Source organism: Stenotrophomonas sp. GD03794, from assembly GCF_029842145.1.
In the GTDB taxonomy this organism is placed as follows: domain Bacteria; phylum Pseudomonadota; class Gammaproteobacteria; order Xanthomonadales; family Xanthomonadaceae; genus Stenotrophomonas; species Stenotrophomonas riyadhensis.
In genome coordinates, this window is sequence record NZ_JAOCFV010000040.1 from 1 (window position 1) to 19,621 (window position 19,621).

Below are 19,621 nucleotides of genomic sequence, written 5' to 3' on the forward strand. Positions count from 1 at the left end.
TTTCACGCGGCACCGCTTGAAACCGCCTGCGAATGACGCCAGTCTGTGGTCATGCAGGACCAGATCTCACTCCCCGACTGGGATGCACTGGCCGACCTCGAAGACGAGGCGCTGCCACTGTTGCCGACCGCGCTGCTGATCGCGCGCGATGAATACCCCGATCTGCAGCCGTCCACCTACGACGCGCTGATCCAGAGCCATGTCGACCACCTCCGTTCGGAAGTGGACAGCATCGACAACAGCCCGTTGAAGATGGCGGCGATCAACCGCCACCTGTTCGACGAACTGGGCTACAGCGGCGACCACGACGAGTACTACGACCCGCGCAACAGCTACCTCAACCAGGTATTCGAGCGCCGCCTGGGCAACCCGATCTCGCTGGCACTGGTGCAGATGGAAGTCGCGCGCCGGCTGGGCATTCCGCTCGACGGCGTGTCCTTCCCTGGCCACTTCCTGGTGCGCCTGCCGGTGGACGACGGTGTGCTGGTGATGGACCCGTTCAATGGCGGCCGCCCGCTGGACGTGGACGAACTGCGCGAGCGGGCCAAGTCACACCTGGGCGGGCAGATGCCCGACGACCAGGTGCTGGCGCAGATCCTCGACCCGGCGCCAGCGCGCGCGATCCTGATGCGCATGCTGCGCAACCTGCACGGCGTGTATGCCGAAGCAGGCGAATGGGACCGCGCTGCACGCAGTGCCGACCGCCTGCTGAAACTGGCCCCCGAGCAGGACGACGCGCTGCGCGACCGCGGCCTGGCCTACCTGCAGCTGGAGTACCTGGCCGGCGCCCGCCACGACCTGGGGCAGTACCTGAAGCGCAATCCCGAGGCCAGCGATGCGCAGTGGCTGCGCGAGAAGCTGATCGACCTCGGCGGGCCGATGCCGCGGCTGCATTGAGGGTGTCCGGTGTGTGGACCAACGGTCCACACCCACAGAAGGGCCTGCAGGCCCCGCCATCAATCGACCTCGACCATCTCGAAATCAGCCTTGGTCACCCCGCAATCCGGGCAGGTCCAGGTCTCGGGAATGTCCTCCCAGCGCGTCCCCGGCGCGATGCCCTCCTCCGGCAAGCCTTCCGCTTCGCTGTAAAGGAAGCCGCAGACCACGCACATCCAAGTGCGCAAGGTGGTGGGGGTGGCATCGCTCATCGGATAATCAGGGCTGGATTCACGGGCCGCCATTGTCCCATCGCGGTCCACTCACCGGTAGCCATCGATGACTTCTGCTTCCCCGGCGCCCCGCGGCGTCTACCTGATCACCCCGGACGAGCCCGATACCGCACGCCTGCTGGCCCGCACCGCGCCGCTGCTGGCCACGGGCGCCACCTGGCTGCAGTACCGCAACAAGACCGCCAGCGGCGCGCTGCGGCGGGAGCAGGCCACCGCCCTGCAGGCGCTGTGCGCGGAACACCGCGTGCCGCTGATCGTCAACGACGACCCGGTGCTGGCCAAGACGGTCGGCGCCGCCGGCGTGCATCTGGGCGGCACCGACTGTGACATCCCCAACGCGCGCGCGCTGCTTGGTGCCGAGGCCATCATCGGCGCCTCCTGCTACGACCAGCTGGCCAATGCCGAGCAGGCCGTGGCCGCCGGCGCCAGCTACGTGGCCTTCGGCGCGTTCTTCCCGACCACCACCAAGATCACCACCAGCCGCGCCCATACCGACCTGCTGCGGCAAAGCGCCGCACTGGGCGTGCCGCGGGTGGCGATCGGCGGCCTGACGCCGGACAATGTCGGTCCCATCATCGACGCCGGCGCCGATCTGGTCGCCGTGGTCAGCAGCGTGTTCGCCGCCGAAGACCCGGTCGCGGTCCAGCGCGCCTACCTCGCCCAGTTCGCGTAATGCCCAGGAAATCCGCATGAACCACGACCAGTCCCACGCCCTGTTCTCCCGCGCCCAGCAGCTGCTGCCGGGCGGCGTCAATTCGCCGGTACGCGCGTTCAAGTCGGTCGGTGGCGAACCGTTCTTCGTCGAGCGTGCCGACGGCGCCTACCTGTACGACGTCGACGGCAACTGCTACATCGACTATGTCGGTTCCTGGGGCCCGATGATCGTCGGCCACAACCATCCGGCCGTGCGCCAGGCGGTGAAGAAGGCGATCGACAACGGCCTGTCGTTCGGCGCGCCGTGCGCGGCCGAAGTGACCATGGCCGAGACCATCACCCGACTGGTGCCGTCATGCGAGATGGTGCGCATGGTCAACTCCGGCACCGAAGCCACGCTGTCGGCGATCCGGCTGGCGCGCGGCGCCACCGGCCGCAACCGCATCGTCAAGTTCGAAGGCTGCTACCACGGCCACGGTGACTCGTTCCTGGTCAAGGCCGGCAGCGGCATGCTGACCCTGGGCGTGCCGACCTCGCCGGGCGTCCCGGCCGGCCTGAGCGAACTGACCCTGACCCTGCCCTACAACGACTTCGAAGCGGCCACTGCACTGTTCGAGCAGCAGGGCGATGACATCGCCGGCCTGATCATCGAGCCGGTGGTCGGCAACGCCAACTGCATTCCGCCACGCGAAGGCTACCTGCAGCACCTGCGCGACCTGTGCACGAAGCATGGCGCGCTGCTGATCTTCGACGAAGTGATGACCGGCTTCCGCGTTGCCCTTGGCGGTGCACAGGCGCACTACGGCATCACCCCGGACCTGACCACCTTCGGCAAGATCATCGGCGGTGGCATGCCGGTGGGCGCCTACGGCGGCCGTCGCGAGCTGATGCAGCAGATCGCACCAGCCGGCCCGATCTACCAGGCCGGTACGCTGAGCGGCAACCCGGTGGCGATGGCCGCTGGCCTGGCGATGCTGGAGCTGATCCAGCAACCGGGTTTCCACGCCGATCTGGCCGAGCGCACCGCGCGCCTGTGTGCCGGCCTGGAGGCGGCCGCCGCCGAAGCCGGCGTAGCCGTAACCACCACCCGCGTGGGCGCAATGTTCGGCCTGTTCTTCACCAGTGAGAAGGTGGAGACCTATGCGCAGGCCACCGCCTGTGACATTCCGGCGTTCAATCGCTTCTTCCACGCGATGCTGGAGCAGGGCGTGTTCCTGGCACCGTCGGCGTACGAAGCCGGCTTCCTGTCCAGCGCCCACGACGATGCGGTGATCGAGGCCACCCTCGCCGCTGCACGCGTGGCGTTCAAGGCCGCCAAGGGCTGATCCCGCTCTGGTGGGTGCCAACCTTGGTTGGCACTGTTGCATCTGGTAGGTGCCAACCTTGGTTAGCACGGAGCAGTCGAGCATGGCTCGACTCTACAGGCGGCATCAACCGAACACGAATTTGCCCTTCATCATCGCGAAGTGGCCGGGGAACGAGCAGAAGAAGGTGTAGTCGCCACCCTTCTGCAGGCCCTGGGTGGAAAAGCGCACGCGCGTGGTCTCGCCGCCGCCGATCACCTTGGTGTGCGCCAGCACGCGCTTGTCGGCCTTCGGCAGGTAGCTGTCGGCCAGGGTCATGCGCATGCCGGCCATCGCTACCGGCTGGTAATCTGCGCTGCGGGTCAGTACCCAGTTGTGGCCCATCGCGGTAGTGGCCAGCTTGCCGGTGTGGCGCAGGGTCAGATCCACGGCGGTGCAGTCGGCCGCCACCTTGATCTCGCGGCTGCTGAAGCTCATCTGGTCGGTGCTGTCGATGCTGACCGCACATACCCGCGCCATCGCCGACGGCGCAAGCATCAGCGCGCCCAGTCCCACTGCCACCATCCAAGCCTTCATCGTTGCATCTCCTGCGGATCTAGGCGCCATTCTAGGCAGGCCCCTGCGGCGCCGTCTGCGACCGTCTGTCGCATGCCCACTCCAGGGTTTCCCGCGTGTTCACTGCAATGGCATGCTCGACCAATGCGGATCGACCTGTTGCTGCTGGATGTGGATGGCGTTCTGGTGCAGTACCAGCGCACGCAGCGTGTGCTGCACCTGGCGGAGGCGCTGGATGTCGCGCCGGAAACCGTGCAGGCCGCACTGTACGACAGCGGGCTGGAAGCGGCGCATGACAATGGCACGCTGGATGGCCCGGCCTATCTGGCGCAGCTGAGCAAACAGCTGGGCCGCACCGTTGATGTGCACACCTGGATCGCGGCGCGACAGGCCGCCAGCCATCCACAGCCGGCCGTGCTGCAGCGGCTGCAGACACTGCAGCTGCCGATGGCGGTGCTGACCAACAATGGCGCACTGATGCAGCAGGCCTTGCCCACCCTGCTACCGGAACTGTTCCCTGCCCTGCAGGGCCGCGTGTTCTGCAGCGCGGATTTCGGTCTGCGCAAACCGGCGCCTGCGGTATTCCTGCGTACGCTGGAAGCGCTCGGCGTGGCACCTGCGCGCACGCTGTTCGTCGATGACCTGTTCGCCAACGTGCGCGGCGCACGCGCCGCCGGCCTGCACGCGGAAACCGTGCGCGATGGCCGGGGATTGGGCAAGGTGTTGAAGCGTTACGCGGTGAGCTGATCGGGGTCAGAGCCCTCTCCGCAGGAGAGGGATCCGATCCCAGCGCCATGGCTTCAGCGCGCGGCGATGAACGCGGCAATCGCCGCGCGCAGGCGCTTCAGGCCTTCGGCCACTTCTTCGTCGGTGATGTTCAGCGACGGCACGAAGCGCAGTACATCCGGGCCGGCCTGCAGGGTCAGCAGGCCCTGCTCGGCGGCATGGTCGAGGATCGCCCCGGCCTGGCCGGCGAAGTCCTTGCTCAGCACCGCGCCCAGCATCAGGCCACGGCCGCGCACGTCGCTGAACACGCCGAACTCGTCATTGATGCGGGCAAAGCCATCGCGCAGTGCCTTTGACTGGCGGCTGACATTGGCGGCGATCTCCGCCGAGGCCAGCTTGCGCAGTGCCACGCGGGCCACCGCAGCAGCCAGCGGGTTGCCGCCAAAGGTGGTGCCATGCGCACCGAACTGCATGGTCTCGGCCACCTTCGGGCCGGCCAGCATCGCGCCGATCGGGAAGCCACCACCCAGTGCCTTGGCCAGGGTGACCATGTCCGGCACCACGTCGTCCTGCCAGTGCGCGAACAGCGTACCGGTACGGCCCATGCCGGCCTGGATCTCGTCCAGCACCAGCAGCGCGTTGTGCTGGTCGCACAGCTCGCGCACGCGCTTGAGGAAACCGGATTTGGCCGGCATCACGCCGCCCTCGCCCTGGATCGGCTCCAGCATCACTGCGGCCACGTCGCCGGCAGCCATCGCGGTTTCCAGCTGCACCTCATCGTTGAAATCGATGTAGCGGAAGCCACCGGGCAGCGGCTCGTAGCCTTCCTGGTACTTCGGCTGAGCGGTGGCGGTCACCGCGCCCATGGTGCGGCCGTGGAAGCTGCCGCGGAAGGTGATGATCACCCGCTTGTCGGCCGGACGCCCCTGGCTGGAGGCCCACTTGCGGACCATCTTGATCGCCACTTCATTGGCTTCGGCGCCGGAATTGCACAGGAACACGCGCTCGGCGAAGCGGCTGGCCTTCACCAGCTCCTCGGCCAGGTGCAGCGGCGGCGCGCTGTAGAACACGTTGCTGGTGTGCCAGAGCTTGCCGGCCTGCTCGACCAGCGCGGCCACCAGGTCCGGGTCGTTGTGGCCCAGGCCGCACACGGCGATGCCGGCAGCCAGGTCGATGAACTCACGGCCCTGGCTGTCCCACACGCGGGCGCCCTGGCCTCGCTCCAGTACCACCTGGCGGGGCTTGTAGACCGGCAGGTAATAGTGCGAAAGGGAGATCAGCGGATCGGTAGCGGCGGTCATGGCAGTCGACAGGGTTCAGGAATCCCCATTCTCGCGCCGGAACCCCTGCGGCACAATGCGCCCATGCGACCGTTTTCCGCCCCCCAGCTGAACCCCGCCACCGAGACCGGCTGGCGCCGTCGGTGGTTCGACATCATCTACCGCCATGACTCGCGGCCCTCGCGCAATTTCGACCTGATCCTGGTGGTGGCGATCATCGCCAGCATCCTGGTGGTGATGATCGACAGCGTGCAGCACCTGCATGCCGAATGGTCCACCGGCCTGTACATCCTGGAATGGGGCTTCACGATCATCTTCACCGCCGAGTACCTGCTGCGGCTGGCGGTGGTCAAGCGCCCGCTGCGTTACGCGGTGAGCATCTGGGGCATCATCGACCTGCTGTCGATCCTGCCCGCCTACCTGTCGATGTTCATCCCCGGCGCGCAGAGCCTGCTGGTGGTGCGCGCGCTGCGCATCCTGCGCGTGTTCCGCATCCTCAAGCTGACCCGCTACATCGAGGAAAGCGGCGTGTTGATGACGTCGCTGTGGCGCAGCCGGCGCAAGGTGCTGGTGTTCCTGTTCACGGTGATCACCATCACCATCATCGCCGGCGCACTGATGTACGTGATCGAGGGCCCCGAACACGGCTTCACCAACATCCCGGCCAGCATGTACTGGGCGGTGGTGACCATGGCCACGGTCGGCTTTGGCGACATCGTGCCGCAGACCGTGCTCGGCCGCTTCGTCACCTCGGTACTGATCCTGATCGGCTACAGCATCATCGCCGTGCCCACCGGCATCTACACCGCCGAACTGGCCAGCACCATGCGCGAAGCCGAGCTGGCCGCGCGTCGTGATGCACGTGGCTGCCCGGAGTGTGGACTGGAAGGGCACGAGCCGGATGCGCGCCATTGCCGCAAGTGTGGTGGCCAGCTGCCGGATGCGTTCAGTCATTGATGCGGGCGCCGGCGATGTACACCGGCGCTCGCTGATCACGCGATGAGCGGGAGCGCTACTGGCGGTTGCTCTGGAAAACGAGCGTGTTGTATTCCTGCATCAGCTTGTTGGCAGAGCCACGCGGCGCCATCGACGGCGAATCAAGCATGCGTCGTTCGAAATCGGTGTAAGGCTTCTTCTCGCTGACGCGCTGCAGCCGCTCCTTGCCTTCGCGCCGGAAATTCTCGGCCACTCGTTCGAAGCCTTCCCAGTCCGACTTGCCCGGTTCCTGGTCGGCAACCTTGGCGTGCGCTTCATCGGAAATGCGGTTGAAGGCATCCAGGCGTTCGCGGGCCTTGGCCTGATCGAAATCATCCTCGCTCATCAGATCCATGATGGCCTTGGCTTCCAGCATCATCGCCAGACGGTAGTACTCGCGCGTGCGCCCCTCGGCCTGCTCCAGAACCTTGAGCTGCTCGCGTTGGGCAGCATCGTTCTGGCGCTCCAGCTCGGCATTGAACGTTTCGCTGGCAGCCACGAAATCCTTGAAAGCGGCCATCAAGGGCGCGTGCAGCTGCTTGCCCTTGGCGAACTGGTCGTCTTCGTAGTCCTGGCGATCGTAGTAGTCATGCGCGTCCTTGCTGAGCGGCACCAGCGCCTTCAGCGCCTGCTGGTAATGGCCTGCAGCGGCATCCAGATCGGCCAGCGCCGGCTTGGCAGCAATCGCCTCGGTCACCGGAGCGTCGCACTGCTTCATGTCGTAGCCGCTGATCTCGAACGGACCGTAAACGTGCGTCTCGCGTCCGGTCGGGCCAGCGTCGACATCCTTGATCCAGCGCGTGTAGGACTGGATGCTGCCGTGGGTTTTCGAATCCAGCGCGTTGAAGCAGCCGATGTAGGCGTTGAGCTTGGCGGTCAACTGCTGCTGTGTATCGGACGGGGCCGCGCTGGCCTCCGGCGTGCCGGAGGCAGCGGCGCCGCCTGCAGCTGCGGGGGCCTTGCCACCGCAGGCGGTCAGGATCAACGACAGCGAAGCGGCCAGCGCCGCGACGGAAAGAGTGCGTGACATGTGCTCACATCCTTGTTGAAAACGATTACAGCCACGCATTCTAGCGCAGCAGGCCGAGGGTCGCAGCCCTCGGCCTCTTCCGGCGACGCGCGGTCAATCCAGGAACAGGTCCGGCAACAACGCGCGCGACGGATCCACTGCATAGCCGGAAAGATCGGTGACACCGGCCTGCGCCAGCACTTCATCGTCGATCAGGAACTGGCCGTGGAAGCCGGCCGCTTCGCGCACCAGCACCGCATGGGCGGCATCGGCCATGATCTGTGGCGTGCGGCAGCCGGCCGCATCCACGCCCGGAATCATGTTGATCGCATCGGTGGCGATCACCGTGCGCGGCCACAGCGCATTCACCGCCACGCCCTGCGGACCGAATTCTGCGGCCAGGCCCAGGGTGACGAAGCTCATGCCCATCTTCGCCAGCGTGTAGCCGGTGTGCGGTGCCCACCACTTCGGCGCCAGGCTCGGCGGCGGTGCCAGGGTCAGGATGTGCGGATTCGGCGCCTGCTGCAGGTACGGCAGGCAGGCCTGCGCGCACAGGAAGCTGCCGCGTGAGTTGACCTGCTGCATCAGGTCGAAACGCTTCATCGGCGTATCCAGCGTGCCGCGCAACCAGATCGCGCTGGCGTTGTTGATCAGGATGTCGATGCCACCGAAGGTATCGACCGTGGCCGCCACCGCCGCCTGCACCTGCTCTTCCTCGCGGATGTCGCACTTCAGGGCCAGGCCCTGGCCGCCGGCCGCCGTTACCGCTTCGGCAGCGCTGTGGATGGTGCCCGGCAGTTTCGGATTCGGCACCGACGACTTGGCCGCGATGGCCACGTTGGCGCCGTCGCGCGCGGCGCGCAGTGCGATGGCCAGGCCGATGCCACGCGAGGCACCGGTGATGAAAAGGGTTTTGCCCTGCAGACTGCCCACGTTCCACACTCCAGCGTATGCAATGAGCCGCTAGTATGCCGCGCCGACGCGGAGTTCACCCGGCCTTGACGATACTCAGGCCTCCAGACAACGCACGAGGTCCACGCCATGCGCCGTTCCCGCCTGTTGCTGCCTGCTCTGGGGCTTGCCCTGCTGACTGCCTGCCAGGGCCGTTCGCCGGAACCCGGAAAGGAGCCGCCCGCCGGTGACGCGCCCAGCGCGGAGAAGGCCGCCGCCGACGGCAAGATGCGCTGGAGCGAGGCGGTGGTCTGGGATGGCGACCTCAACGCCTGCCGCCAGGGCGAGAATGCTGCGACCCGTGATTGCCTGCGCGATGCGATGCGCGCGGGTGGCGCCAGCACCGATGCCATCACTGCCGCCGAGCAGTTGTCCAGCGGCGGTGAGCTGGCCTATGTGACCGCCTGGCACGAGAACGAAGGGCTGGGCATTGCCACGGTCGAGTATCCCTTCCGCGCCAATACCAACGAGGGCACGCGACTGGTCGATGCCAGCGGCAAGCGCATCGACGTGGATGCCGTGCAGTTGGACGACACCCTGCGTGCCGACCCGACCGTGCAGGAACTGCTGAAGGCCAGCCCGCAGGCCACGCCGTTCGCGCCGGCACAGTCGGCCGGCGCTTCGCCATTGGATAACGGCGGCATCCGCCTGCTGTACCGCACGCCGCTGCGCGACTGCCACGCCTGCCCGGATGTGGGGCAGTTGCAGATCGCCTATGACTTCGATGCCAAGCGCAACTTCATCGGCCAGCAGGTGGTGCCGGCGACGCCGTAAGGCGTTGAGCGTCGCGATGCTGTGGTCGCCGGGCCATGCCCGGCGACATCGACCGAGCGGACCGTGGATATTGGCTTTCCCCTGACCAAAAGCCGAACGACGACCAGAGCGGCAGTACCTCATATTTCGCGACGGAGAGAATCAAAGGGATCGTCGATAGAATGATTCAGTCGCCAACCGGCTTTCAATTACCGATCTAACATAGGTAGCCCGCGCCTTGCCGGACTGTGAGTACTCGGCAAAAATCGCCATTGCCTCGGACCTCATCTCGGCACCACCGGTGGCCGTAAATACGAAAAATGAGGGCTCAAGATAACCAACAGTCTCTCGCATGAATCGCCTGCACTCATCAAGCGGAAAATCTATGGCGTAATCCGCCCAATCGATGTAGCGCCTCCAGAAACCAGCCACCCCCCATTTCCCGCGTTTCTCATCAACGAAGAGCTTCAACTCAGAGAGCATATTGGCACATGCATCTACAGTTTCGTCATCCAAATCCAGGGAAGCGACGCGACCGGGATCAACCGCCTGCCAACAAAAAACCATAAAGTCTGCAACAAAGTCCTCTTCACAGCCTTCGAAGAAATTGCTCTTGTACCAAGCAATAGTTTTCGCCACATCAGCCAATTCATCAGAATCAATCATCATCTCACCTTTCCGCCGGTTCCCTCGATGTTGGCGTTGAAGTTTCCAGCCCCCACCAGATCCATCTCGACGCTGAAGCGACGCCGCATCTGCACAGGCAGTGCGTTGTTGCCGGGAAGGCTGACATCGGTCACGGCAAATGCGGTCTTGCCGTTGTAGAGGCTGACACTCTCACCAAAGAGATCGTCCTTCAGCGCGGTCAGATTCTGCGCGGACTCGATGAGCTTGCGATTCTCCTGATACGGCTGGACCGCCGAGACCGTTCCCGCACCCACACACAGCACCAGTACCGCAACAGCGCGGTACTGCCAAGCAGAAAATCGACTCACAGCATTCCCCTCGCGTCCGCATGCGAGCCCGCGCAAGGGCGGCGCGACGACGCTTCCATGCGACTCTCTCGCTCTCGATTCTAGGTGAGTACCACGAGCAGATGAAAGATGTTCTCAGCGCCAATTATCTGGCGTCTGTGCGCAATCATTGAATTGCGAACAGCACCCACGCATGGCGTGGATCTACCGGTACAACCGCACCTGCTTCTCCAGCAGATGCGGCACGATCAGCCGATGCACGGGCGCAACCGGCAGCATGTACACGCGCCCGAACGCGTTGTGCGTATGCACCACCGTCGCCACCTCCAGCAGGTCACCCTGCCACTGCAGCGCCAGCTGCACGCGAAGATGGCGGTCGTCGTCTTCCAGCACGATGGCATCGTCGTCCAGCGACTGCAGGGTGAAGATGCCCAGCCGCTGGCCGGGTTGCGGATCCTCAACAACCTGCACCGCACGCAACGAGCCCAGGTGCTTCATGCCGAGCAGGCGCATGCCGCGATTGCGCAGCGCCATCAGCCCATCGAACCAGCCGGGAATGGTCGCCGCCATATCGCGATAGGCCTGCAAGGCCGAGCGCCCATCGCGACGGGTCGTCGCCTGGCAGGCGTGCACGAAGTCGGCACCGGGCAACTGCGCACGCAGCACACTGCAGGCAGTTGGCGGCCTGCTCACGACGGACGCACTGCTCACGGCTTCGGCCCCTGCCCTTCGTTGTCTTCCCAATGCAGGATGCGGCGGGTGACGAAGCGATAGACCGGCTTGCCGGTAGCAAACCACAGTTCGCGCACCCACGAGGTGCGCTTGAGCAACCGCTTCTCCACCGGGGTGAGCGACTCGCGGCAATACATGCGCTTGTGCTTGAGCAGGTGGCGCAGGTCCTCGCGGGCCAGCAGCCGCATCCAGCGCGAGCGCGGGTTGCCTATCACCGCCAGCTGGAAGTCGATCAGCGCTGGACGACCGTCTTCGGTGACCAGCCAGTTGGCTTCCTTGGCCAGATCGTTGTGGGCCACGCCATTGCGGTGCAGCTGCTGCAGCAGCCGACGCGCCGAGCGGAACCAGGCCAGGTCACCGCGTGGTGGACGCTGGTACATGGCATCGCCGGCCATGAAGCTGCGGTCGAGATGACGGCCATCCCACGCCAGCAGCTGCGGCACATCGGCCATGCCGTGGATGTGGCGCAGCGCGCGTGCTTCGCGGCGGGCCAGCCACCAGGCCGGCAGCCGCAGCCACAGCGGCGTGGCGCCCAGATCACGGCGCACGAAGGGGCCATCGGGCCCTTTCACAAGAAGGATCTGGCCGAAGCTGTCGGCCTTCAATGCGTGCGGTGGAGCGTCTGGCGAATGCGGCATGGGCCCATTCTAGGCGATGGCGACGGTTGCAAACGGTCACGAAGCGGCTGGGAACCAGTCACCTTCACGCCCCTATAATCGGGCAATGGACTCTTCATGGATCGACGCCACGCTCGCGTGGATTGCCGCTCACCCCGTGCTGGCGGGTGCCGTTATCTTCCTCATCGCCTTCTGCGATGCGGTGATCATTCTTGGCGCCATCGTGCCGGCGCTGCCGCTGCTGTTCGCGGTGGGCGTGTTCATCGGCCTGGGCCAGATCTCCGGGCCGTACGCGGTGGCGGCAGCGGCACTGGGCGCGTTCGCCGGTGATGGCATCAGCTACTGGATCGGCCGCCGCTGGGGTGACCGCCTGCGCGGCGTGTGGCCGTTCAGCCGCTACCCGCAGCTGCTCGACCGCGGTGAGAACCTGTTCCGCCGCAATGCCTTCAAGAGCATCCTGATCGCACGCTACGTGGGCGCGATCCGACCGTTCGTGCCGGCCATCGCCGGCATGATGAAGATGCCCGCCAGCCGTTACGTGCAGGCCAGCGGCATCGCCAGCATCTCCTGGGCGGTGCTGTTCCTGGCGCCGGGCTGGATTCTTGGCGAAGCTTACGACGCAGTCGCGGCGGTGGCCGGGCGTCTGGTGGTGGTGGTCGGCCTGCTGGCGGTGATCCTCGGCCTGGTCTGGGCCATCGTGCTGTACGGCTATCGCTGGTCGGCCGCGCGCATGGACAACTGGCTGGCGCGCCTGCTGGATTGGTCCAATCGTCACCCGACGCTGGGCCGCTACACCGTCGGCGTGCTTGATCCCAAGCGCCGCGAATCGGTGCCGCTGGCGATGCTGGCGTTGATGCTGCTGGTACTGGGCTGGGGCTGGTTCGCGCTGCTGACCGTGGTGGTCGCACACGGCGAGCCGCTGGCGATCGACCTGCTGGTGCACCAGGCCATGCTGGCACTGCGCAACCCGCTGGCCGACTACCCGATGGCCGCGCTGGCGTCGCTGGGGGCCTGGCAGGTACTGCTGCCGGCCACGGCGGCGGCGATGGGCTACCTGATCTGGCGCCGGCGCTGGATGGCCGCCGCGCACTGGCTGGCCGCGCTTGCCTTCGGCCTGGCGCTGACCATGCTGCTCGGTGCCACCGTGGATGTGGTGCGCCCGGTCGACGCCAGCAGCGGCTTCGGCTTCCCGTCGGTGTCGGTGACCATGGCCACCATCACCTTCGGCTTCTTCGCAGTGCTGATCGCCCGCGAGATGCCCGGCCGCACCCGCGTCTGGCCGTACCTGGTGTCCGGCATCGTGGTCAGCCTGATCGGCTTCTCACGCCTGTACCTGGGCGCGCATTGGCTGAGCGATGTGATCGGCGGCATGCTGTTCGGCACGTTCTGGCTGCTGGTGCTGGGCATCGCCTACCGCCGCCGCTTCAACCGCTCGTTCTGGGTGAAGCCGGTGGCCTGGCTGTTCTACGGCGTCTTCGCCGTGGCGGCGATGTGGTACGCACCGCGCCATATCCCGGTGAAGCTGGAACGCTTCGAGCCGACCCTGCCGGCACCGCAGGCGATGGACATGCAGGCGTGGTGGCAGCACGACTGGGCCACGCTGCCGGCGCGCCGCAACGAGTTCGACGACGACCAGCGCTGGCCGCTGGACGTGCAGGTGGCGGGCCCGCTGGCGCCGCTGCAGGCGCAGCTGGAAGCCCGTGGCTGGAAGCGGCAGGAGCAGGCCGGCTGGCAGCAGGCGCTGCTGATGCTGGACAAGAACACCGGCGCCGACGAGCTGCCGGTGTTGCCGGCAACGCTGGACACCCGCGTGGAAGCATTGCTGATGGTGCGCCAGGGCGCGCAGCCGGATGAGCGCTACGTGCTGCGCCTGTGGCCGGCGCCTGCGCAGCTGCAGCCGGGCAACACGCCGTTGTGGCTGGGCAGCGCACAGACCCTGCGCTACGAGCGCCACTTCGAATGGATCGGCATGTGGCACCCGCTGCGTGGCGTCGACCCGGCCATGAATGCCGTGAAGGAAGCCGTACAGGGCTTGCCGCAGCACGAGGATGTGCACAGCGAAACCGGATTGCCGGTGCTGCGGTTGAAGACCACCGCGCCCTGACCGGCACCGGTGCGCGATCACCCACTGTAGAGCCGAGCCCATGCTCGGCTGCTCTTCGCGGGATCCATCAAGCCGAGCATAGGCTCGGCTCTACAGCAGATCCACGCCATGCGTGGATGGCTGCTACGGCATCCAGCCCAGCAACTGCTGCAGGCGCTGGTGCGGGTCGTCCATCTGCAGCAGCTGCAGGCGCTGCTGCTCGCTCAGTGGCAGCAGTTCGGCCAACCGCCAGCCGACCCAGCTGGCCTGGTCCAGCAGTGCCGGGTTGGCCGGCGCATAGGCCTCGCCAGCCTGTTCGATGATGTGCCCCAGCAGCGTGGCCAGCAGCGCGTGCTGCGGCCGCAGTTCATCGTCCGGGTCTTCCTCGCACCAGCGCACGTCGGCCACCACCAGGCCGTTGTCGCGCACGCGGGTGCGCTCGACGTGGAAGCGGCGGGTGCCGCGCAGGCGCAATTGCAGCACGCCGTCGGCGCCGACATCGAAGTCTTCGATACGCACCTGCACGCCATAGGCGGCCGGCGTCGCTGGTGCACCGACCTCCTGGCCATCGAGGATCAGGCAGACGCCAAACCCCTCACCACTGCGGCCGCTGTCGCGGACCAGGTCCAGGTAGCGGCGCTCGAATACGCGCAGGCCCACCGCCGCACCCGGTACCAGCGTGGTGTGCAGCGGAAACAGCGGCAGCGAATCGTCGACGCTCATCGGGCCTGCAGGGCGGCGAGGAAGCGACGCGGCGCGCCGTCGAAGCCACCGTTGGACATGAACACCACGTGGTCGCCGCTGCGCGCGCTGGCCTGCAGTTGCGCCAGCAATGCGTCGGTATCCGGTACCGCGTGTGCTTCGCCGCGCACTGCGGCGATCACCGCAGCGGCATCCCAGGCCAGTTCCGGGCGATGCAGGAACACCACTTCATCGGCCAGCGCCAGCGAGGGTGCCAGGGCCTGCGCATGTGCGCCCAGCCGCATCGAGTTGCTGCGCGGTTCCATCGCGACCACGATGCGCGCATCGCCGACCTTGGCACGCAGGCCTTCCAGCGTGGTGGCGATTGCGGTCGGGTGATGGGCGAAGTCGTCGTAGACGGTGATGCCGTCATGGCTGCCGATCACTTCCATGCGGCGCTTGACGCTGCGGAAGCGCGTCAGCGCCGGAATCACGTCGGCCGGTGCCACGCCCACCGCATGCGCGGCGGCCAGCGCGGCCAGGCCGTTGAGCACGTTGTGGCGGCCCAGCAGCGACCACTGCACATCGCCCAGTGCCTGCCCTCGATGGTGCACGCGGAAGGCACTGCCATCGGCGGCCAGCAGTTCGGCGTGCCATTCCAGCGACGGATCGAATCCGAAGCGCTCGACCGGGGTCCAGCAGCCCATCGCCAGCACTTCGGCCAGATGCGGGTCCTCGCCGTTGACGATCAGTCGGCCACGCGCCGGCACCGTGCGCACCAGATGGTGGAACTGGCGCTGGATCGCGGCCACATCCGGGAAGATATCGGCGTGGTCGTATTCAAGGTTGTTGAGGATGGCCACCAGCGGCCGGTAGTGCACGAACTTGCTACGCTTGTCGAAGAACGCGGTGTCGTACTCGTCGGCCTCGACCACGAACTCGCGGCCCTGGCCCAGGCGGGCGGAGACGCCGAAATCCTCGGCAACGCCGCCGATCAGGAAGCCCGGCGATCGCCCGGCGCTTTCCAGCAGCCAGGTGAGGATGGTGGTGGTAGTGGTCTTGCCGTGGGTGCCGGCCACGGCCAGCGTGTCGCGGCCCGGCAGCACCTGCTCGGACAGCCACTGCGCGCCCGAAATGTAACGCTGGCCAGCATCGAGCACGGCTTCCACGGCTGCGTTGCCGCGCGAGAGCGCGTTGCCGATCACCACTTCGTCCGTCCCGGCCGGCACGCTGTCGGCGCGGTAGCCCTGGTCCAGGGTGATGCCCAGCTGCTCGAGCTGGGTCGACATCGGCGGATAGATGGCCTGGTCGCTGCCGCTGACCGAATGGCCCAGTTCCCGCGCCAGGGCGGCCACGCCGCCCATGAAGGTGCCGGCGATTGCAAGGATATGTACGCTGCTCATGACCGAGGATTGTGACCGATGACGGCTGTATAGGGCCAATGTCCGCTCCCGGGTAAGACAAGTCCTACACGGGATGTGAGAAAACTCCAATCTTCTGTCAGGGAATTCCCGATAGCGATGTTCTGTGAACCCGGACACAATTCGAACTGCCAGCCGCAGTACCCGAACCGGTCCTACTCCCCAAGAGGCCATCCCCAAGGGAGCTCATGCTGCGGGGCCCTGAGCAAGCCCTCTGCTGGCGCCTATCAAACGACACAGGCCTGATCCTCGCGGACCAGGCCTGTGTTTTTTTGCGCCCGAGGGGCCGGCAGCTCGCGCCGGCCCGGCCGGATCAGGCCTTGATCGCCGCCAGGATGCGGGCTTCGATCTCGTCCAGCTCACCGACGCCGTCGACGCGGGCCAGGGTGCCACGGCCGGCGTAGAAGTCGACCACCGGAGCGGTCTGGTCGTTGTAGACCTGCAGGCGCTGACGCACCGCTTCCGGATTGTCATCGGCGCGACCCTGCTCCTTGGCACGACCGGCAATACGGTCGACCAGCAGCTCGGTGGCCACGTCCAGCTGCACCACGGCATCCAGCGGCTGGCCGATCTTGGCCAGCAGGCCGTCCATCGCATTGGCCTGGGCCACATTGCGCGGGTAGCCATCGAGGATGAAGCCCTTGGCGACATCAGCCTGGGTCAGGCGCGACTCCAGCATGCCCAGCAGGATGTCGTCCGACACCAGGTTGCCGGCATCCATCACCGTCTTGGCCTGCTTGCCCAGGTCCGTGCCGGCGGCGATTTCCGCGCGCAGCATGTCACCGGTCGAAATGTGGGCGATCCCCAGCTTTTCCTTCAGGCGCGTCGCCTGTGTCCCCTTGCCCGAACCGGGCGGTCCCAACAGAACCAATCGCATTGACCTGACTCCAACGTGTTGAAAACAAAGAAGGTTCGCGTCCCGGACGGACCGGTATCGCTGCACCGCAATAGCGCCACTTTACCGCATCCGGGTAATGTCCCTGCAATGTCCCCTCCCCCGAGCAGGTAGAAGCATGCGCAACGGTACTCTCCTCTACGCCCAGTCCGGCGGCGTCACCGCCGTCATCAACGCCACGGCGGCAGCGGTGATCGAGCAGGCCCGGGCCAAGGGCATCAAGGTCCTGGCCGCCCGCAACGGCATCCTCGGCGCGCTGCGCGAGGAACTGATCGACACCAGCAAGGAGAGCGCTGCGGCCATCCTCGCGCTGGCCCATACCCCGGGCGGCGCCTTCGGCTCGTGCCGGGTCAAGCTGAAATCGCTGGACGCCGACCGTGCCCGCTACGACCGCCTGCTGGAGGTCCTGCAGGCCCACGACGTGCGCTGGTTCCTCTACAACGGCGGCAACGACTCGGCCGATACCGCGCTGAAAGTCTCGCAGCTGGCCAAGGCGTCCGGCTACGACCTGACCTGCATCGGCGTGCCCAAGACCATCGACAACGACCTGGCGGTGACCGACACCTGCCCCGGCTTCGGCTCGGCCGCCAAGTACACCGCAGTGTCGGTGCGCGAGGCGGCGCTGGACGTGGCGGCGATGGCCGAGACCTCCACCCGCGTCTTCATCTACGAGGCCATGGGCCGTCACGCCGGCTGGCTGGCCGCGGCCGCCGGCCTGGCCGGCAACGGCGATGACGAAGCGCCGCACATCATCCTGCTGCCCGAGCGCGCCTATGACGAGGCGGTGTTCCTGGCCAAGGTCAAGGCCGTGGTCGAACGTGTCGGCTATTGCGTGGTGGTGGCCTCGGAAGGTATCGCGACCGCCGATGGCCGCTTCGTCGCCGACGCTGGTGGCGGCAAGGACTCGTTCGGTCATTCGCAGCTGGGTGGCGTGGCGGCCCACCTTGCGGGACGGGTCAAGGACCAACTCGGCCTGAAGGTGCATTGGGCGCTGCCCGATTACCTGCAGCGCTCGGCCCGCCACCTGGCCAGCAGGACCGACTGGGAGCAGGCGCAGGCGGTGGGCAAGGCCGCCGTGCAGCTGGCACTGAAGGGACAGAACGGCGTGATGCCGGTGATCGTGCGCAGCAGCGATGCGCCGTACCGCTGGAAGATCGAAGCCGCGCCGCTGTCGAAGATCGCCAACCACGAGAAGAAGATGCCGGCAGGCTTCATCCGCCGCGATGGCTTCGGCATCACCGCCAAGGCACGCGCCTACCTGTCGCCGCTGATCAAGGGCGAAGCACCACTGCCGTACGGCAGCGACGGCCTGCCGAAGTACGTCACCCTGAAGAACGTGGCGGTGAAGCAGAAGCTGCCAGCCTTCGAGGGCTGAGCCGAAAAAGGGGACGGAGGGGATTAAGTCGCATCTGCCCCTCCGTCATCTCCTACAGCGTCAGCAGTGGGTCGGATACGACTTAATCCCCTCCGTCCCCTTTTTAGTGGAGGCACACCTTGGCACTGCGAGTTGTTCGACTGGGTACGCCGCGCGCTCCCGGCGAGGGCCTGCGTATCGGTACCGTGCGACGACCACCGCGCGGCGTGCCACGCAGCGAATTCGCGACACAGGACTGGTACGACGTCTGGTTCCCGACCCTGTCACCCAGCGCGGAACTGGTAAAGCGGGCGCACGAAGCGAAAACCGCGGCCGACTGGAATGCGTTCTTCCGCCACTACAAGGCCGAGATGAAGGCGCCGGACGCGGCCCACGCGCTGGACCTGCTGGCCGCGATGTCACAGCACAGCGACATCAGCGTGGGGTGCTACTGCGAGGATGAAGCGCATTGCCATCGCAGGGCCCTGCGAGAGCTGCTGGTGGCGCGCGGGGCGACGCTGGCGGAGTGATGATTGCAGGGTTGCCGGCCAGCGGCCGGCACTACCAGGTTGCCCGCCGGGCATGGCCCGGCACTACCGATGCGCAGCGAAGTAGATCCACGCCATGCGTGGATGCGCAGCGCCGGGCACGTCAGTAGATCCACGCCATGCGTTGATGCGCGCTGCTGGACGGCCTCAATTGCAGGCCTTGCCTTCCATCTGCAGCTGCGCGGCGAACATCGTCACCTGCGGAATCTGGCCGGCGGCGGCCTGCTTCTTGGCCTCTTCCAGATAGATGCGCGACTGGCCCTGCCCGTCCAGCTCGACCTTGTTGCTCGACGGCAGGCGCCATACCCGCACCACGGCCTGCTGTGCCGGGCAGGCGGCGCTGGGAACGCGGATCACATCATTGAGCTTCCAGCCCTTGTCGGCGCTTGGCTGCGCCTTGGCGTAGTCGACGAAGCGCGCGCGCGGCTGGCACTGCTCGCTGGTACGCACGGCGGAGAAGCGATACGGCTCGGCCGCCTGACCGGTGAAGGCACCTTCCAGGCGCGCGCAGGCCTCGGGAATCTGCCGCAGGGTGTGCACCGCGCCCACGGCCTGGGGGGCACCCACGGCGCGCTGCAGCTCCGGGGTTTCCGCGGCGAGTGCCGGTACGGCCGGGACCAGGGCGGCAAGCATCAACAGGGACAGGCGCATGGGGGATCTCCTTCAGGACTCCGCGCAGGCTTGCAGAGGCTGGCTTAACGGGGTGCAAAGGCCTGCAGCTTTCGAATCATGCCCATGGACTGGCGGCATGCGGCGGAGCTCGTAAAAACCAGTCGAGCACGGCTCGACTCTACAGTGCGCGGCACGCATACTGCGGGCACCAGGGAATGCTGAACACCGCCATACGTCGGACGACCACCAAGGTCGGTACGGGTTGGTTCCAGGCTGCAGCCCGTCGTCCCCCTCGTGGTGCCGTTCATCGCCACTGGATGCCTACATC

General features: G+C 66.6%; 22 protein-coding genes. 9 read left to right on the plus strand and 13 right to left on the minus strand.

What is annotated here, in order from left to right; all coding sequences use genetic code 11:
* Positions 1 to 51 precede the first annotated feature (51 nt).
* The gene (locus N5D91_RS17730) at positions 52 to 897 is read left to right on the plus strand and encodes a SirB1 family protein (RefSeq protein WP_110713505.1); all 846 of its coding nucleotides are present in this window, start codon (positions 52 to 54) and stop codon (positions 895 to 897) included.
* Between the two features lie 59 nt (positions 898 to 956).
* Here the strand turns inward: N5D91_RS17730 and N5D91_RS17735 are convergent, their stop codons facing one another.
* Positions 957 to 1,181 carry a rubredoxin gene (locus N5D91_RS17735; RefSeq protein ID WP_014038358.1) on the minus strand — a complete coding sequence of 75 codons (225 nt, stop codon included), beginning with the start codon at positions 1,179 to 1,181 and terminating at the stop codon, positions 957 to 959.
* Between the two features lie 34 nt (positions 1,182 to 1,215).
* On the opposite strand from N5D91_RS17735, the gene thiE reads away from it, so the two are divergent.
* Both thiE and hemL read left to right on the plus strand, forming a co-directional pair.
* Entirely contained in the window at positions 1,216 to 1,842 is a 627-nt protein-coding gene (gene thiE / locus N5D91_RS17740) for a thiamine phosphate synthase (protein ID WP_180854327.1), read from the plus strand.
* 16 nt (positions 1,843 to 1,858) lie between these two features.
* On the plus strand, positions 1,859 to 3,148 hold the full coding sequence (gene hemL / locus N5D91_RS17745; RefSeq protein WP_180854328.1) for a glutamate-1-semialdehyde 2,1-aminomutase: 1,290 nt from the start codon (positions 1,859 to 1,861) through the stop codon (positions 3,146 to 3,148).
* Between the two features lie 105 nt (positions 3,149 to 3,253).
* On the opposite strand, the gene azu is transcribed toward hemL, so the two are convergent.
* Positions 3,254 to 3,703: an azurin gene (gene azu, locus N5D91_RS17750; protein WP_164161125.1), complete on the minus strand. Its 450-nt coding sequence runs from the start codon at positions 3,701 to 3,703 to the stop codon at positions 3,254 to 3,256.
* Positions 3,704 to 3,826: 123 nt separating this feature from the next.
* Here azu and N5D91_RS17755 point away from each other — a divergent pair, with 123 nt between their 5' ends.
* A complete protein-coding gene (locus N5D91_RS17755; RefSeq protein ID WP_164161127.1) occupies positions 3,827 to 4,429 on the plus strand; it encodes an HAD-IA family hydrolase in 603 nt (200 codons plus the stop codon).
* A gap of 53 nt (positions 4,430 to 4,482) precedes the next feature.
* Here the strand turns inward: N5D91_RS17755 and N5D91_RS17760 are convergent, their stop codons facing one another.
* Positions 4,483 to 5,709, minus strand: a complete 1,227-nt coding sequence (locus N5D91_RS17760) for an acetylornithine transaminase (RefSeq protein WP_006467246.1) — start codon at positions 5,707 to 5,709, stop codon at positions 4,483 to 4,485.
* A 63-nt stretch (positions 5,710 to 5,772) separates the two neighbouring features.
* Here N5D91_RS17760 and N5D91_RS17765 point away from each other — a divergent pair, with 63 nt between their 5' ends.
* A complete protein-coding gene (locus N5D91_RS17765; RefSeq protein ID WP_110713514.1) occupies positions 5,773 to 6,645 on the plus strand; it encodes an ion transporter in 873 nt (290 codons plus the stop codon).
* A gap of 55 nt (positions 6,646 to 6,700) precedes the next feature.
* Here N5D91_RS17765 and N5D91_RS17770 read toward each other — a convergent pair whose 3' ends face one another.
* Positions 6,701 to 7,693 (minus strand): YiiG family protein, encoded by a 993-nt coding sequence (locus tag N5D91_RS17770; RefSeq protein WP_180854329.1) that lies wholly within the window; start codon positions 7,691 to 7,693, stop codon positions 6,701 to 6,703.
* Positions 7,694 to 7,786: 93 nt separating this feature from the next.
* Positions 7,787 to 8,605: an NAD(P)-dependent oxidoreductase gene (locus tag N5D91_RS17775; protein WP_180854330.1), complete on the minus strand. Its 819-nt coding sequence runs from the start codon at positions 8,603 to 8,605 to the stop codon at positions 7,787 to 7,789.
* A gap of 108 nt (positions 8,606 to 8,713) precedes the next feature.
* Here N5D91_RS17775 and N5D91_RS17780 point away from each other — a divergent pair, with 108 nt between their 5' ends.
* Entirely contained in the window at positions 8,714 to 9,397 is a 684-nt protein-coding gene (locus tag N5D91_RS17780; protein ID WP_164161135.1) for a hypothetical protein, read from the plus strand.
* Between the two features lie 141 nt (positions 9,398 to 9,538).
* On the opposite strand, the gene N5D91_RS17785 is transcribed toward N5D91_RS17780, so the two are convergent.
* From N5D91_RS17785 to N5D91_RS17800, 4 genes are all read right to left on the minus strand, one after another.
* Complete coding sequence (locus tag N5D91_RS17785; RefSeq protein ID WP_180854331.1) at positions 9,539 to 10,042, minus strand: hypothetical protein; 504 nt, start codon at positions 10,040 to 10,042, stop codon at positions 9,539 to 9,541.
* Positions 10,042 to 10,371 carry a hypothetical protein gene (locus N5D91_RS17790; RefSeq protein ID WP_164161139.1) on the minus strand — a complete coding sequence of 110 codons (330 nt, stop codon included), beginning with the start codon at positions 10,369 to 10,371 and terminating at the stop codon, positions 10,042 to 10,044. Before N5D91_RS17790 ends, N5D91_RS17785 begins: the two co-directional genes overlap by 1 nt.
* A gap of 183 nt (positions 10,372 to 10,554) precedes the next feature.
* A complete protein-coding gene (locus tag N5D91_RS17795; RefSeq protein WP_180854332.1) occupies positions 10,555 to 11,061 on the minus strand; it encodes a DUF2867 domain-containing protein in 507 nt (168 codons plus the stop codon).
* The gene (locus N5D91_RS17800) at positions 11,058 to 11,720 is read right to left on the minus strand and encodes a serine/threonine-protein kinase (RefSeq protein WP_110713522.1); all 663 of its coding nucleotides are present in this window, start codon (positions 11,718 to 11,720) and stop codon (positions 11,058 to 11,060) included. Before N5D91_RS17800 ends, N5D91_RS17795 begins: the two co-directional genes overlap by 4 nt.
* Positions 11,721 to 11,805: 85 nt before the next feature.
* On the opposite strand from N5D91_RS17800, the gene N5D91_RS17805 reads away from it, so the two are divergent.
* Complete coding sequence (locus N5D91_RS17805) at positions 11,806 to 13,803, plus strand: bifunctional DedA family/phosphatase PAP2 family protein (protein ID WP_153854459.1); 1,998 nt, start codon at positions 11,806 to 11,808, stop codon at positions 13,801 to 13,803.
* 123 nt (positions 13,804 to 13,926) lie between these two features.
* Here N5D91_RS17805 and N5D91_RS17810 read toward each other — a convergent pair whose 3' ends face one another.
* From N5D91_RS17810 to N5D91_RS17820, 3 genes are all read right to left on the minus strand, one after another.
* Entirely contained in the window at positions 13,927 to 14,505 is a 579-nt protein-coding gene (locus tag N5D91_RS17810) for an LON peptidase substrate-binding domain-containing protein (RefSeq protein WP_110713526.1), read from the minus strand.
* Positions 14,502 to 15,866 carry a UDP-N-acetylmuramate:L-alanyl-gamma-D-glutamyl-meso-diaminopimelate ligase gene (gene mpl, locus N5D91_RS17815; protein ID WP_180854333.1) on the minus strand — a complete coding sequence of 455 codons (1,365 nt, stop codon included), beginning with the start codon at positions 15,864 to 15,866 and terminating at the stop codon, positions 14,502 to 14,504. Before mpl ends, N5D91_RS17810 begins: the two co-directional genes overlap by 4 nt.
* Positions 15,867 to 16,197: 331 nt before the next feature.
* The gene (locus tag N5D91_RS17820) at positions 16,198 to 16,761 is read right to left on the minus strand and encodes an adenylate kinase (RefSeq protein ID WP_110713530.1); all 564 of its coding nucleotides are present in this window, start codon (positions 16,759 to 16,761) and stop codon (positions 16,198 to 16,200) included.
* Positions 16,762 to 16,897: 136 nt separating this feature from the next.
* Here N5D91_RS17820 and N5D91_RS17825 point away from each other — a divergent pair, with 136 nt between their 5' ends.
* Both N5D91_RS17825 and N5D91_RS17830 read left to right on the plus strand, forming a co-directional pair.
* On the plus strand, positions 16,898 to 18,154 hold the full coding sequence (locus N5D91_RS17825) for a 6-phosphofructokinase (protein ID WP_180854334.1): 1,257 nt from the start codon (positions 16,898 to 16,900) through the stop codon (positions 18,152 to 18,154).
* A gap of 119 nt (positions 18,155 to 18,273) precedes the next feature.
* Positions 18,274 to 18,663: a DUF488 family protein gene (locus tag N5D91_RS17830; protein WP_180854335.1), complete on the plus strand. Its 390-nt coding sequence runs from the start codon at positions 18,274 to 18,276 to the stop codon at positions 18,661 to 18,663.
* Positions 18,664 to 18,828: 165 nt separating this feature from the next.
* Here N5D91_RS17830 and N5D91_RS17835 read toward each other — a convergent pair whose 3' ends face one another.
* Positions 18,829 to 19,332: a hypothetical protein gene (locus tag N5D91_RS17835; RefSeq protein ID WP_153854462.1), complete on the minus strand. Its 504-nt coding sequence runs from the start codon at positions 19,330 to 19,332 to the stop codon at positions 18,829 to 18,831.
* Positions 19,333 to 19,621: the final 289 nt, after the last annotated feature.

Excerpts from the sequence above, each read along its gene's own strand:
- N5D91_RS17785 (WP_180854331.1), bottom strand. The coding sequence starts at position 10,042 with ATGATTGATTCTGATGAATTGGCTGATGTGGCGAAAACTATTGCTTGG.
- N5D91_RS17765 (WP_110713514.1), top strand. The coding sequence starts at position 5,773 with ATGCGACCGTTTTCCGCCCCCCAGCTGAACCCCGCCACCGAGACCGGC.
- thiE (WP_180854327.1), top strand. The coding sequence starts at position 1,216 with ATGACTTCTGCTTCCCCGGCGCCCCGCGGCGTCTACCTGATCACCCCG.
- hemL (WP_180854328.1), top strand. The coding sequence starts at position 1,859 with ATGAACCACGACCAGTCCCACGCCCTGTTCTCCCGCGCCCAGCAGCTG.
- N5D91_RS17780 (WP_164161135.1), top strand. The coding sequence starts at position 8,714 with ATGCGCCGTTCCCGCCTGTTGCTGCCTGCTCTGGGGCTTGCCCTGCTG.
- N5D91_RS17800 (WP_110713522.1), bottom strand. The coding sequence starts at position 11,720 with ATGCCGCATTCGCCAGACGCTCCACCGCACGCATTGAAGGCCGACAGC.
- N5D91_RS17825 (WP_180854334.1), top strand. The coding sequence starts at position 16,898 with ATGCGCAACGGTACTCTCCTCTACGCCCAGTCCGGCGGCGTCACCGCC.
- N5D91_RS17805 (WP_153854459.1), top strand. The coding sequence starts at position 11,806 with ATGGACTCTTCATGGATCGACGCCACGCTCGCGTGGATTGCCGCTCAC.
- N5D91_RS17730 (WP_110713505.1), top strand. The coding sequence starts at position 52 with ATGCAGGACCAGATCTCACTCCCCGACTGGGATGCACTGGCCGACCTC.
- N5D91_RS17810 (WP_110713526.1), bottom strand. The coding sequence starts at position 14,505 with ATGAGCGTCGACGATTCGCTGCCGCTGTTTCCGCTGCACACCACGCTG.
- azu (WP_164161125.1), bottom strand. The coding sequence starts at position 3,703 with ATGAAGGCTTGGATGGTGGCAGTGGGACTGGGCGCGCTGATGCTTGCG.
- N5D91_RS17760 (WP_006467246.1), bottom strand. The coding sequence starts at position 5,709 with ATGACCGCCGCTACCGATCCGCTGATCTCCCTTTCGCACTATTACCTG.
- N5D91_RS17770 (WP_180854329.1), bottom strand. The coding sequence starts at position 7,693 with ATGTCACGCACTCTTTCCGTCGCGGCGCTGGCCGCTTCGCTGTCGTTG.
- N5D91_RS17820 (WP_110713530.1), bottom strand. The coding sequence starts at position 16,761 with ATGCGATTGGTTCTGTTGGGACCGCCCGGTTCGGGCAAGGGGACACAG.
- N5D91_RS17735 (WP_014038358.1), bottom strand. The coding sequence starts at position 1,181 with ATGGCGGCCCGTGAATCCAGCCCTGATTATCCGATGAGCGATGCCACC.
- N5D91_RS17755 (WP_164161127.1), top strand. The coding sequence starts at position 3,827 with ATGCGGATCGACCTGTTGCTGCTGGATGTGGATGGCGTTCTGGTGCAG.
- mpl (WP_180854333.1), bottom strand. The coding sequence starts at position 15,866 with ATGAGCAGCGTACATATCCTTGCAATCGCCGGCACCTTCATGGGCGGC.
- N5D91_RS17835 (WP_153854462.1), bottom strand. The coding sequence starts at position 19,332 with ATGCGCCTGTCCCTGTTGATGCTTGCCGCCCTGGTCCCGGCCGTACCG.